Source organism: Collinsella sp. CLA-AP-H1 (genome assembly GCF_040092945.1).
In the GTDB taxonomy this organism is placed as follows: domain Bacteria; phylum Actinomycetota; class Coriobacteriia; order Coriobacteriales; family Coriobacteriaceae; genus Collinsella.
The window spans coordinates 38,347-52,659 of sequence record NZ_JBBNKO010000008.1; the positions used below are offsets into that span (position 1 = coordinate 38,347).

Sequence of the window (14,313 nt, forward strand, 5' to 3'; positions counted from 1 at the left end):
CAAAATGCGTCGACCGTCCTGCCCACTCCAGCAGTCCCACCCCGCGCGCGGCTAGCGACCGTCGCCGCCCAGCAGCGCCAGAACATCTTCGCGGGTAAACAGCGCCGACGAGATGCCGTCGCCGCCGAGCACGCTGTTGACCAGGTCGCGTTTGGACTCCTGCATCTGCATAATGCGTTCCTCGATCGTGTCCTTGGCGATGAGCTTGTACACGGTCACGGTATGTTGCTGACCAATACGGTGTGCACGGTCGGTCGCTTGGTCCTGCGCCGCCACGTTCCACCACGGGTCGTAGTGGATGACCACGTCGGCAGCCGTCAGGTTAAGGCCCACGCCGCCCGCCTTGAGCGAAATCAAAAAGACCGGAACCTCGCCCGCTTGGAACTGCGCGACCATCTTGGCGCGGCTCTCTTTAGACGAAGCGCCCGTGAGCTTAAGGAAGGCGATGTCCTCCTTGGCCAGGCGCTTACCGATAATATCGAGCATACCCGTAAACTGGCTGAACAACAGGATGCGATGTCCGCCGTCGAGTGCGCCGTGCACGAGCTCCATGCACGTATCGAGTTTGGCGCTCCCCGCCTTGTAATCCTCGTAGTGCAGACGCGGGTCGCAGCAGATCTGGCGCAACTTGGTGAGCTCGGCAAGCACCTTGAGCTTGTCTTTCTTAAACTCGGATGCCTCGCGGTGCTGCACCTGCTGGGCGATGCGGTCCTGGTTTGCCAGGTAAAGCTTGCGCTGCTCGCCGGCAAGCTGCGCCATGACAGTGTCCTCGATCTTCTCGGGCAGGTCTGCCACCACGTCTTCCTTGACGCGGCGCAGCACAAACGGCGACACGAGTGCCTGCAGGCGGGCGGCGCTGTCGCCCTCGGCGTGCTCGACTGGGCTTTCGAAGCGCTTGGCAAACGACTCGCGCGTGCCAAGTAAGCCCGGCATCAAAAAGTCGAAGATGCTCCAGAGCTCGGATAGGCGGTTTTCGATGGGCGTGCCCGTCAGGGCAAAGCGCACGCCGGCAGGCAGGCGCTTTGCGGCGCGCGCCACCTGGGTGAGCGGGTTTTTAATGTACTGGGCCTCATCGAGCACCACGCGGGCAAAGTCCTGCTCGACGTACTCGTCGATATCGCGCCGCATAAGGTCATACGACGTCACGACCACGTTATGCTCGGCCACGCCGGCGATCTGCACGCGGCGCTGCGCCTTGGCGCCCACAATGGCGCACACATCGAGCGACGGGGCGAAGCGCTCCAGCTCGGCGGTCCAGTTGTACACAAGCGACGCGGGACACACCACAAGCGTGGGTTTAGTGTCCCCCGCCTCCACGCGCGCCAGGATATGCGCGATCATCTGGAGCGTTTTGCCCAGGCCCATATCGTCGGCCAAGATGCCGCCAAGGCCCAGGTGTTCGAGCGAGCCAAGCCACTGGTAGCCGTCGACCTGGTAGCCGCGCATCGTTGCCTTGAGCGAGACCGGCACCGTAAAGTCCATCTTGCCGAGCGTGTCCAGACGCTCGACGGTACGGCGGAACGCAGCGTCGCGATCGGCCTCGAGCGCGGGCGTGCGCGCGAGCATGCTATCGACGAACAGGGTGCTCGATGCGGAAAGCGACACGCCGTCGAGCAGGTCGACGGCATCGACGCCCAGGTCCTCGGCGAGGCCAAACGCGGCTCGAGCGCCCTCGTCCAGGCGAATGATGTCGCCGGACGTAAGGCGCGCAAACGTTTGATGGCGCTTGTAGGAGTCGAGGTAGATGGCAAGATCTGCCGCCGAAAGACCGCTCGCGCCCAGTTCAACATCGAGCAGGTTGCTCTTGACGGTGGCACGCACCGAAAGCTTGGGCGCAGGGCGCACCGAGATCTGGCGTAGACGGTCGCTGAGCATGACCTCGCCCAGCTCAGACAGGGCAGACAGGCCCTCGGTCAGCAAGCAGAACAGGCTCTCGTCGTCGCGCTCCTCAAACGCCAGGCCGCCCTCGTAAAAGTCGAAATACAGGGCCGCCGTGTCCATAACGCGAAACTCCGCCACCTCGTCGCGAGGGGGCACGCCCGGGCGCTGTTCTTCGAAGGGGCTTCCCGGAGCACCCAGGCTAAAGAGATCTGCCGACCAGTCGCCGTAGGAAACCGTAATCTTGCAGGTCACGAGCCCGTCGTCGACACCGATTGCCATGGCAAAGCTCGGCTCGGGCGCCACGGTGTCGAGCACGGCGGGCGCGGTAAGGTCGGTGTAGTCGCGCAAAATGGGCAGCGCCATACGACAGAACTCCCCCACCTGGTCGACAGCGATATGGATCGGCGTGCGACAGGGCAGTAAGCGCGATAGGAACGGCGCCGCATGCTGGGCAAACGCTACATCGGCGCGGCGCGCACGGCGGGTGTCGACCAGATAGGCAACGTCGCCCGAAGCAAAGCAGTATGCATCGGCCGGCAGGCGTAGATCGTAGCTGCCGCCAGCCGCCGGCGCGATTTTGGCGGCAAGGAGCGGTGGGCGCTTAGACAGAGCCTCGTCCTCCCCTTCCGGAGGCATCTCAACCGCCACGTCATAGGTGCGATGCGTCGTCGTCCCCCGCGACCAGGCGGGCTCAAAAGAGATGGTCTGACCGCGCAACAGGTCCAGCACATATACGATGCTATGCTCGGACAGCGGCAACTGACGCTCGGCGACAAAACCGCTGCGGGCAAAGTCGTACGACGCCGAACGCGAGCTTGTGATGTCATCGAGATAGGCAACTGTCGTCACGACAAGGTTGAGCAGCTTTGTCGACACGTCCTCGAAGGCTTCGGGCGTATGGACAAACGTGAGCTTCTTGCCGTACGAGAAGGTGCCGCCTCGGACATAGGCGTCGGCCATGCCGTCGATATCCTTGACCACGTAGGAGACCGATCCACAACGAATGCGAAGCTCGAGCGCCCAGCTAAAGCGGTCGGCAAACAGTGGATTGTAGTACGGCACCAACGAGGGCTCCAACACCGCCTTGGGGGCATCGGGATCCACACTGCCAGCGAGCTTGCGGCGCATGCTCGCCAGCTCATCCATGCGTGCGTCCGAAAGATCGGAGAGCGCCGCCATGAGGCTGGGACTCGTGGGGACGGGCGCCGGAAAGGGAAAGTTGGGATTGACGGCCGGCGCTTTGAGCGCGGTGCGCGCAGGCTGTTTCGGCTGCGCCGTAAACGTGCGGACCGGCGTGCGCAAACCTTCGACGGGCTCGGCGCCGCTGGCATCCAAATACGCCAGAGCCGTGGCAATAGCGTGCTTGCACATACCGGGGTAACGATAGGCGGCGGGGCAATCGCAGTCGTAGTCGATCACCTCGTGCTCGTCCATGTCGAGCGCCACGTGCGTCTTGTACAGGTCGCCGCGCGAACCGCGCACCGAGCCCTCAACCGTCACGTTTTTGGAGAAGCGCGAGCCGCTGTCCTCGATCGACAGCACGGCGCCGTTGAGCATGAGCGAACGCCCCTTCATAAAGGTGCCGCTCAGCGCCGCCTCTTTGCGAAGCGCCTGCACAAACGTCCCCTGCGCCATCACTTCCTCCAATCTCGCGCGGACCAGCAACGCCGTCCCTAGATCACCGTCACGCGGCCTTGGTTGCCGACGATGGCCTTTGCCTCTGCCAACAGCGGAATCGAGCGTGCGTTGACCTTGGCCGGCACCTCGGCACGCAGCACACGCCCGTCCACCTGCTCGATAAAGATCTCCACGCGGTCGCCGCCCGGGTTGGCGGTAAGCACCGTGGCAAGACGCGCCATATTGCCCTGGCTAAAGCGGCTGTTGGGCACCATGACCTCAAACACCTTGGGCTTGTTGTTCTCCTCGTTGAGCTCCAGCGGCACGATCTCCTGCGCGATGATCTGGTCGCCGCGGTCCGAGCGCTCGAGCTTGCCCTTAATGCGCACAAACGCATCGGACAGCTGCGCGCCGGTCTCGGGATCGACCTCGCCGTACAGGTACCCCTCGGCCTCCTTGTAGGTCTTGGGGAACACCACGACCGTGGCCTCGCCTTCCATGTCCTCGAGCTGCACAATACCCATGGGGTCGCCGTTTTTGGTTACGCGCTTGGACACGCTCGAGACCATACCGGCCCACCACAGCGCCTTGCCCTCGGGAATCTCCTGGTTGATGGTACCGCCCGTGGGGTTTTGCACCTCGTAGCCGGTATCGATCTGCGAGAACGAGAAGTCGCGCGCCTTGGCTAGCGCATACTCAAACGGGCGCAGCGGGTGGTCCGAGACATAGATGCCCAGAACCTCCTTCTCCTGGCTCAGCTTAAGGTGGCGGTCCCACTCCTGGCCGTCCGGATCGGGCACGCTCACCTCAAAGCCCGAGCCCTCAACGTCGCCAAACATGTCGAAGAACGACGTCTGGCCGCTCGCACGATCCTTCTGGCGCTTTACCGCGGCATCGATGATGTTCTCAGGGTTGTTCTTATCCACAAAGTGCATCATCTGGCGACGCGGATACCCCGTGGAGTCGAAGGCGCCTGCCTTGATCAGCGATTCGATCACACGGCGGTTGGCCTGGCTCGAGTCCACGCGCTCGACAAAGTCGTGCAGCGTCTTAAACGGACCGCCCGCCTCGCGCTCGGCGATAATCGCCTGCGCCACGCCGGTGCCCACGCCGCGGATGCCGGCCAGACCAAAGCGCACGCCCTCCTTGGTAGCCGTGAACTCGGTACCGGACTCGTTGACATCTGGCGACAGCACGGGGATGCCGTCGTGGCGGCACGCCGAGACGTAGTGAACGATCTTGTCGGTCTTGCCCGTATAGGACGTCAGAACGGCCGCCATGTACTCGTGCGGATAGTGCGCCTTGAGCCACGCCGTCTGCATAACCAGGATGGCGTAGCCGGCGGAGTGCGACTTGTTAAAGGCGTAGGACGCGAACTCAAGAACATCGTCCCAAATCTTCTGGGCGACCTCGCGCGTGTAGTTGTTCTTGATGGCGCCGTTCATCCAGTGGTCGTAGGTGGTCTCGTCCGAGCCATCCTCCCAGTGGAGCACCGTCGACGTGAGCAGCTTGATCTTTTTCTTAGCCACGGGCTTACGGATACGCGAGTCCGATTCGCCCTTGGAGAAGCCGCACATCTCGACGGAGATGAGCATAACCTGCTCCTGGTAGACCATGGTGCCGTAGGTTTCGCCCAGGATGTCGTCCAGACGGTCGTCGTAGGAGACGGCCGGTTCCTTGCCGTTCATGCGGTTGATGTAGGACGAGACCATGCCGGCGCCCAGCGGGCCCGGGCGGTACAGGGCGATCAATGCCACGACATGCTTGTACTCGGTGGGCTTCATGTTCTTGATCGTGGCCGTCATGCCGGCGGACTCGACCTGGAAGACGCCGGCGGTGTGACCGGAGCCCATGAGCTTAAAGATCTCGGGGTCGTCAAAGGGAATCTCTTCCTCTTTGATGTCGATGCCGAAGTTCTTTTTGATGTTGGCCTTGGCCTTAGAGATAACCGTCAGCGTGCGCAGGCCCAGGAAGTCCATCTTGAGCAGGCCCATGTCGGCAACGGTATGGCCCTCGTACTGGGTAATCTCGACGCCGCCCTTGGTATCGAGCTTGGTGGGCACATGCTCGTTGACGGGATCGCGGCAGATCAGAACGGCGCACGCGTGCACACCCTCGCCACGGGTGAGGCCCTCGATCGAGAGCGCCGTGTCGATGATGCGGCGGGCGTCGTCATCCTTTTTATAGGCCTCGGCAAAGTCGGGGTTAAACAGATCCTCTTTGCCGGGTTGCTTTTCGAGCACTTGCTTGAGCTTGACCTTGGGGTCGCTCGAGACCATCTTGGACAGGCGCTGGCCCATGTAGACCGGGTAGTCCAGGACGCGCGCGGCGTCGTTGATGGCCTGCTTGGCCTTAATGGTCGAGTAGGTAATGACGTGGGTGACCTTCTCGGGGCCATAGAGCTGGCGAACGTGCTCCACGACCTCGAGGCGCCGCTCATCGTCGAAGTCCATATCGATATCGGGCATCTCGGTACGCTGCGGGGACAGGAACCTCTCGAACATCAGGCCGTTCTCGAGCGGGTCGAACGCGGTGATGTTCATGGCGTAGGCGACGATAGCACCGGCGGCCGAGCCACGGCCGGGGCCGACGCCGATGCCGTTGTCCTTGGCCCATTGCACGTACTCGGCAACGATCAAGAAGTAGGCGGCAAATCCCTTGTCGCAGATGACTTTGTATTCGTACTCAAAGCGCTCTTTGATGTTGACGCCGCCGATCTCGCGCGTGGCCCAGTCGTCACCATAGTGCTGGCGCAGGCCCTTCTCGCACTCGCGGCGGAACTGGCTCTCGTGCGTCTCGCCGGGATCGAGCAACGGGAAGCGCGGCAGGATGATGGAGTCCCAGTCCAGCTCAACGTAGCACTTGTCGGCGATCTCGAGCGTGTTGTCGCAGGCCTCGGGGCAATACGGGAACATCGCCCGCATCTCCTCCTCGGTCTTCATGTAAAACTCCGAGCCGGTCATGCGCATGCGGTTGGGGTCGTCGACCTTGGCGTTCATGCCAATGCACATGATGACGTCCTGCACGGGCGCGTCCTCGCGACGCAGGTAGTGGAAGTCGTTGGTGGCGATGACCTTGACGCCCACCTGCTTGGCGATGTCGATGAGCGTGCGGTCCATCTGCTCGTCGGTCAGGCCGTTGTCGGTGGTGATGCCGTGTTCCTGGATCTCGATGTAGAAGTCGCCGGGCTCGAAGGTGTCACGGAAGGTCTCGGCCCACTTGATGGCGCCCTCCATGTCACCGCGGTCGATGTACTTGGGGATGATGCCCGCGATGCAGGCGCTCGTGCAGATCATGCCCTTGGCGTGGCGGCGCAGGTTGTCGAGCGTCACGCGCGGCTTGTAGTAAAAGCCCTGCACGGCGGCCTCGGAAACCGTCTGCATCAGGTTGACGTAGCCCTCCTGGTCCTTGGCCAGAAGGATCATGTGGTAGAGCTCGGGCTTGTGGTCGCGAGCAAGGGTCTCGTCCGGCGTAAAGTAGACCTCGCAGCCAAAGATGGGCTTGATGACCAGGGGCGGCTTGAGCTCGTCGATGTTGCCCTTCTCGTCCCACATGGCCATGTCCTTCACATACTGGGCATGCTCGCGCGGGTTTTCCTCGGGATCGGGCTCCACCAGCTCGTCGCGGCGGTCCTTTTCCAGGAAGGCCTTGTCGTGGCTCCAGGTTTTGTACTCGGGCGTGTTGTGGTTGACGGCGTCGCAGGCCAGCGCCAGGTCGGGCACGCCATACATGTAGCCGTGGTCGGTAATGGCGACGGCGGGCATGCCCAGCTCTACGGCACGATTGACCATATCCTGGATACGGGTTGCGCCGTCGAGCATGGAGAAAACAGTGTGATTGTGCAGATGGACGAATGCCATGTAATGAGCTCCGATGCGGGTTCGTGATCTTAGGGTTACGATTCTACCGCACGGCACGGACGGCACCCGAACCTAGCCAAACCCACACGGCTCCTCTTGCAGTTGCGGTGAAATAGTTCCCGCTTGGGCCACCTGGGCCGCAATACAGGAACTATTCCACCGCAAGTTATCTGAGGACTAGAGGTTGTAGGTGACCACCTGAGGCTCGGCGGGTTCGACGAAGATGGCTGGATTCGCCTGCTCCACGCGAACGAACTTGACCGTCACCGTCTCAAAGCCCGCCTTGTGCAACACGTCGGCGTAGACGCGCGCCTGCAGGGCGTGCTTCTCGAGCAGCTGGTCCGGCGTCTCATCCGGCGTGCCACCCGTCTTGTAATCGATGACCAGTGCGCGTGACGGATCGGCCGGGTCGGTCGCCAAAGCGTCGATGGCGCCTTCGGCATATGCACCGTAGCGGGCGATGTCCTCGTCCTCGCAGCCCAGCGAGAAGAACGGCACCTCGGCGCGAACGCACGGCCACGCGAACAGCTCGGCACGAACCGACGACTTGAGCCAGCGCTCCAGAGCGACATCGAAGCGCTCGCGCTGTTCTGGCGTCAGGTGCCACAGGCGAGCCAGGGCGTCGGCACGCTCAGCGGGCAGCGCATCGGCACCCATCTCGATGAGCCACTGGCAGGCGGCGTGGAAGGCCGAGCCCAGCGCCATGGGATTGCCGGCGGGCTCGACAGCGGCCACGTCTGCGTCCGTCATCTCGGAACCATCCGACTCCGCATCATCGCCGGTCTCGTCCATGGGAACACGAGCCTCGGCGGCACGGTCTTCCGTCTCGGCATGGAGTGCCGCGGCGATTGACGAGTAGCTATACGAGTCACGCATCGGATACGGACAGATGCCCATGCGCACGCCCACTGCCTGGGGATACACAAGCTCGAACGAATCGGGCTTGGGGTCGACAGGACCGGGGACGATTGTACTGGCCGAATCGTCGGCAGCATCCGTATCGGCATCGCCACGAACAAGCCTGCCCTCGGCATCCAGCGAAGCGTTGGCCTCAAACGTCTGCTCGCCAAAGGTAAAGCCCGCGAGCGAAATGAGCTCGTAGTCGCCCAGCTGGGAGTTGTCGAACACCAAGCGGTCGGCATCGAGCTGCGGCATATCCAGAGCATCGGTCGGCAAAATACGGCGCAGCACATCGTAGGTCAGATCGGTCTCGACATCAAAGGTCGGCGCCGTCACCTTGCCGCGGCTCACGCCGGCATCCATCGCCAGAATGACCAGCTCACGCGCTCGCGTCATGGCGACATAGAGCAGACGAGCCCGCTCCTCGAGCGAAAGCTGCAGGTCGTCGTTGCGCAGGCGAGCAAATGCCTCGGCGGGAGAACCCGTCGCACAGACGTCCTCCATGAGCTCCGGCGGCAGCCACAGCGACGTGCCCTTGCCCTTAAACGCATGCTCAAACTGCTTTTTTACGTCATCGCCCTTCACAAAGGTCCCATCGGCAAGCTTAACGCCATCAAAACGAGCTGGCAGTGCCACGACCTGCGCTCCGCCCTCGACACGCCCCATCTGAGCCGCACCGGACGGCTTGCGCACGCCAAAACACTCGGCAACCGCTACGACCGGATACTCCAGACCCTTGGACGCATGCACGGTCATGATGCGCACCGCGCCGTCGCCCTCCTCGTTGAGGGCACCCGGGGCCTCCTTGCCCGCCAAGAAGCGGTCGAAGGCCAGCGCGATGGAACGCGGCGAGTTGCCGAACTCGACCTCCTCCTCGGCCACGGCGTCGAGCGCCTTGAGCACGTTGGCGGCGATGGCCTTGCCCTCGGGGCCGCGCTGCGCCAGGCGCACGAACCAGCCGGAGGCATTGACCGCGTCGCGCGCGATGGCGGCGAACGAATCACGCCCCACGCGACGCAGTGCGTAGCGCAGCACCTCGCGGGCACGCGTCACAAGCGGCAAGCCCTGCAAGCCCGGCACATCGGAATCGCTCATGATGCCCATGTCGATATTCCGGCGCGAGGTCTCCCCCGTCTCGCCATCGAGCTTGGTCGCCAGCGCCAGGAACTCCTGGGCGCCGAGCGCAAACATCGGCGAGGCGAGCAGCGGCATAAGGCCCTGCGCCGTATCGGCCGGATTGGCGAGCGCGCAGACCAGGGCACGCACCGTCTGCACCTCGGCTGCCTGGGCAAAGACCGAGCCGCCTGCGATGACGCAGTCGAGCCCCTGATCGCGGAAGGCCTGGGCGTAGACATCGGCGTTGGTCATGCGGCCCAGCAGCAGTACCATGCCGCCCTGGGGCTGGCCGGCATCGGCAAGCGCGCGGAAGCGCTCGGCGATCGCGCGGGCCTTGGCCTGTGTGCGCTCCTGCATACTGCCGCCGGCAACAAAGAGGGCCTGGCGGCGCGAGGCGTCCGCCACCAGCGTGTCCTTGCGGCCATCGCTCGCCTCAAGATCCAAAAAGCCCTGCATCAGGCCGCCGTCATCGCCGTCGAAGACGCGTGCCACGTAACGCAGCACCTCGTCATGGCTGCGGAAGTTGCGCACGAGTTTGACGAGTTCGCCGGCAGGGGCATCGGCCACGGCAGTCGCCTCGGGCGCGGCAGACGAGCCCACCTTGCGCTCCTGACGACGGAACACCTCGACCTCGGCGCCACGGAAGCGATAGATGGACTGCTGCGCATCGCCCACGGTGCACAGCGCGCGCTCCCCCGCACCCGTCAGGTAGCGTATCAGATCGACCTGCATCTGGTCGGTATCCTGAAACTCATCGATCATGACCATCTTAAAGCGGCCCTCGTACGCAGCACGGATGGCAGGGTAATCGCGCAGGGCCTCGTAGGCCATACGCAGCAGGTCGTTATTATCGAGGGCGGACTGGGCAGCCTTCAGCGCGCGATACTCAGCCTCCACGGAACGGGCCAGGCCCACCAGCGCATCGAGCGCCGGGCCACCGCAGGCAAGCACGATATTGATAAACGCATCGGCGGCCTCGGCCTTGAGCAGCTCGACCTGCTCCTTAGGGAATGCCTTGCTCGCGCGCGGCATGGTGCACGACATCATGAGTCGCGCTGCATCGGCCATGGTCTTGCCGCTCGCCTCGAACGCGTCAATGGCGTCGAGTGCCATCTGCGCCTTCTCGGTCGCGGCCTTGCTTGCGCCCAGCGCCGCGCGATAGGCATCGGCGAGTGCCGAGGTATCGGCCTGCCCGCGCGCCACGCACACGTCGTCCATACCGCCCGGCAACTGGCTCGACAGCTCCAGCAGGTCGCGCACCAGGCCCTTGATGGTCGCGCCAGCGCCAAAGGAACCGCCCTCGCCCGCCATGGGATACCAGGCATAGAGGGCCTTGAGCGATGCCGCGAGCTCGGGGGCGGCATCGGGCGCCGTCGCGCGGGCCAACACATGCTCAACAGCCTGGTCCATAAGCTCGTCGGTATCGGTGAGCACCGTGAACTCGGGGTCGATGCCCAGCTCCAGCGCATGCGCGCGCAGGATACGCGAGCACATGCCGTGAATGGTCGAGATCCACGCGTCGTCGACGGTCAGTGCTTCCTCGTCCATGCCCTCGTCGATAAGCGCACGGCGCACGCGGTCACGGATCTCGGCCGCGGCATCTTTGGTAAAGGTAATGGCGAGCACCTGGTCAAGATGTTCAACGAACGGACCGGATTCAGGCGAGAGCGCGTAGACGATGCGACGCGTGAGGGTAAAGGTCTTGCCCGAACCGGCGCCCGCCGAGACAAACAGCGGACGGTCGAGCGTTTTGACAATCTGCAGCTGTTGCGGCATCAAAGTCGAAAGATCCATGGTCTACACGTCCCTCCTTACAAACGTTCCTTCGTGGTTATACGAGCAGCGCGCATGCGCGGCCTGAGCCGACGTCGGGTCGACGGCGGCAACGTTGCCTGCCTCGAGCTCGCGCAGGCGCTCGGCGATGCCGGCCTCAACGCGATCGAGCAGGGCGTCGAAGTCCATGCTGCCACCCTCGCCGGGGAAACCTTTCTTAAGGCCCGGGATGCGACCGTCGCCGCGCTCTTCCTCGAGCAGCTCGGCGCTCGCGGCACCGCGCAACGCCGGCTTGCCGCCCTTGGTCGAAAAGTAGAGCGCCGCGCGGGTGTCCAAATCCAGCGCCCGGCGCATGGCCTGGGCGTAGATGAGCGTTTGGGTATGTGGTGGCAACCAGCGCGGATCGTCGATGGGCGCCGTGCCCGATTCCTCGTCGCGCACCGTGGGGTCGGCGAGCTTAAACTCCTCAACGCCCGTGCGATGCTTGTAGTCGATCACCACGGCACGATTCTCGGCGTCCACGTCCACGCGGTCGATGCGCCCGCCAAGCGGCCAACCGGCATACTCGACCTTGAGCTCGTTGAAGGCGAACTCCAGGTAGCGCGGGGCAAAGGGGGCAAGTGCCTCGGACTCGTAGGCAAGCACACCCTCCAGCTGCGGCAAGATCTCGGCCACCTGGCGTTCCTCCACCGCAGAGAGCGGCACCAGCGGGCCCTCCGTGCCGCGCTTGCCGGCGTGCTCGGCCAACGTCTCGTCAAAGACCTCGTGCAGCAGCTCCTGTGCGCGCGGCAGATTCTCGGGCGTCACGCGCTCCATGCTCTCTTGGGGCAGACGGGCATGCAGATGCTCCAGCACGTCGTGGACAAAGTTGCCCTTTTCCATGTTGCCAAAGCCCGCGTCGATCGACTGGGGCTTCACGCGGTACGAGACGAACCAGCATAGCGGGCAGGTCGAATAGGCCTCGATCTGCGAGGCGGACGTCAGACGCGGCACGAGCGGCGCGTCCTCACCCTCGCCATCGCGACGGCGCAGGACCAAATACGGCACGGCCTCGGCACTCAGATGCTGAGGGGCTTCACAGGTCACGCGCTCGCGCTTGAGGCCTTCACCTGCCGCGGGATCGAAGTCGGCGATGATATCGCCCTCGCCCACGCGCATGGGCTTGGCAGCGCCAGCGGCCTCGGCATGTGCCCACAGCTCGGTCCATACGGCTGCCGGGTAGCACTCGCGTGCCTGGCGATCGTGCGTCACACGGGCGAGCGCGACCGGACCGCTCGCCGCCTGCATCGCACGGCCAAAGCGCACGCGCAGCAGGGCAGCGGGCTCCAAAGACACGCCGTCGCGGCGCAGCTCGGCTGTCAACGTGGCAAGCGGGCCCTCTTCGTGCGAAAGCGGATAGCTGTCCAGGTCGACATCGGCAAACAGCACGGCATCGTAGCTGCCAGGGCGAAGAACCGACGCATCGGCAAGCGACGCGAAGCGCACTTGTGCTCGTGGTGTGCGATCGACCTCATAGGTCTCGTAATCGTAGGCGGTACTGCGCTTGTCCACCTTGGTTCGAACGCCGTCGAGAACCGGCACGGTCGCGGCCTGCGACACGTCGAGCGCGCGAGCATCGTTCATAAGGATGTCGATGGCGTGGCGCAGCAGGGCTACCTCCGCCTGGCGACGGGCCTGGCCATCCAAGCTGCCCAGCGAGCGATCGGGCAACGCCTCTGCAACGGCGAGCATGGCCTTGAGCGCCGTCACGGGTTTGTCGCGCCACAGCGCCTGAAACACGTCCGAGACCACGCACGGCACATTCTTAAACCAGTTATCGTCGTTGGCGGCCTTGCGGGCGCCCCTCACCTGGCCCTGCACACTCTGCAGCAGGCTCTTGACGCCCGCAGTGGTCTTGCTGCGCGACAGGCGCATGTTCTTGTCGAAGCCGCGGGCGCTCGCGGCGTCAGTACCCGAAAGCGGGCTGTAAATCCAGTCGGTAAGCTCCGGAGCGGGCCACCACTCAGTCTTGGAAGCTGCCCCTTCGTCGGCGGCCTTCATACGCTCGATCAGGTTGGCGAGCGCCGTGAACTGCCTGCCCACAATGGATTGAGAAAACGCCGTGAACTCGGTCGTCTCGGCAGCAACGTGGCGCGCCGCCAAACGAGCGGCGAGCTCACCGAACAACTGGGGTGCCCGGGCAGAAACAACGATCACGCGCACGGGATCGGCGGGCGCGGAGGCGGCATCGTTGACCTTGGACTCCTTGTGCGCTTTCACCATCTTATCGATGACGTCCGCATAGACACGGGCACGAGCATGGGGGCCGGCGACTTCCACAAAGGCAGGACGTGCGACGGACTTTGGAGCAGTCGCGGGAGCGCCAGCATCCTCGTCCAGCGGTGCAACCTCAAACAGCACACCGCGGGTATCAAGGGCCGTGGCCAGCTCCTCACGCATCGCCGCTTGCTCGCGGGCGAGCAGCACGACAACCTCTCCCCCGTTGTTTGCCACGGCGGACAGCAGCTCGAGCAGGCTATACGTAAATGACGTGACGCCGCGCACGCAAACGGCGCGGGCGTACGCCGGCAGGCTGTCGGTCAAAGCGCCGGCCATAATGTCAGCTGCCTCGCAGGGCTCGACCATATCTCGACGGTCCAAGCCGCTCGCATAGGCACTCAACAGCTCGAATACGCGAGCCTCGGCGTCGCTCTTGGGATCGGGCCGGCAAACGTTGTCGCAGCAACGCTCGGCACCTGTCCCCGCCACACCCGGAAGCACATCGCGAGCCATGCGCGCGAGCATGCGCACCGTGCCCTGGCTACGCGAAAGCGGCTGCAGGTCGGCATCGTCGCGGCGGGCAATCATATCCGAAAACAGCATCTGGCGTTGCAGGTTGTCGACGAAATCGCGCCCGTCGCCCAAAAGCTCCCAAAGCGAGCGAAGCCATGACGAAGGTGTCTTGTAGTCGATACCCAGCGAAGCCCCGGCTTCCGCCGCATCATGACGGCACAGGTCGAGCTCGGCGAACGTTGGCGCCAGCAGCACGGCACGCCCGTGACGGGCAATAAGGTCGGCAAGCAGCGCCGACTCGGCATCGCTCAAATCCGTGCCGGCATTGGTGGTATAGATTCGAACAGGCATGGTCCTCCGCTCAAACCGTTCGCAATAATCAATGCATCCATCC

General features: G+C 64.0%; 4 protein-coding genes. All 4 read right to left on the reverse strand.

Annotated elements, in window-relative coordinates:
- Positions 1-51: 51 nt before the first annotated feature.
- The 4 genes from AAAV44_RS06000 to AAAV44_RS06015 all read right to left on the reverse strand — a co-directional run bounded on the left by AAAV44_RS06000 (position 52) and on the right by AAAV44_RS06015 (position 14,270).
- Positions 52-3,516, reverse strand: a complete 3,465-nt coding sequence (locus AAAV44_RS06000) for an SNF2-related protein (protein ID WP_349114997.1) — start codon at positions 3,514-3,516, stop codon at positions 52-54.
- 38 nt (positions 3,517-3,554) lie between these two features.
- On the reverse strand, positions 3,555-7,358 hold the full coding sequence (gene dnaE / locus AAAV44_RS06005) for a DNA polymerase III subunit alpha (RefSeq protein ID WP_117716861.1): 3,804 nt from the start codon (positions 7,356-7,358) through the stop codon (positions 3,555-3,557).
- A 177-nt stretch (positions 7,359-7,535) separates the two neighbouring features.
- Positions 7,536-11,168, reverse strand: a complete 3,633-nt coding sequence (locus AAAV44_RS06010; RefSeq protein ID WP_349114999.1) for a UvrD-helicase domain-containing protein — start codon at positions 11,166-11,168, stop codon at positions 7,536-7,538.
- Positions 11,169-11,171: 3 nt separating this feature from the next.
- Positions 11,172-14,270 carry a PD-(D/E)XK nuclease family protein gene (locus tag AAAV44_RS06015; RefSeq protein WP_349115000.1) on the reverse strand — a complete coding sequence of 1,033 codons (3,099 nt, stop codon included), beginning with the start codon at positions 14,268-14,270 and terminating at the stop codon, positions 11,172-11,174.
- Between the last annotated feature and the right edge of the window lie 43 nt (positions 14,271-14,313).

Coding starts and splice junctions, on each gene's coding strand:
- AAAV44_RS06000 (WP_349114997.1), bottom strand. CDS start 3,516: ATGGCGCAGGGGACGTTTGTGCAGGCGCTTCGCAAAGAGGCGGCGCTG.
- dnaE (WP_117716861.1), bottom strand. CDS start 7,358: ATGGCATTCGTCCATCTGCACAATCACACTGTTTTCTCCATGCTCGAC.
- AAAV44_RS06010 (WP_349114999.1), bottom strand. CDS start 11,168: ATGGATCTTTCGACTTTGATGCCGCAACAGCTGCAGATTGTCAAAACG.
- AAAV44_RS06015 (WP_349115000.1), bottom strand. CDS start 14,270: ATGCCTGTTCGAATCTATACCACCAATGCCGGCACGGATTTGAGCGAT.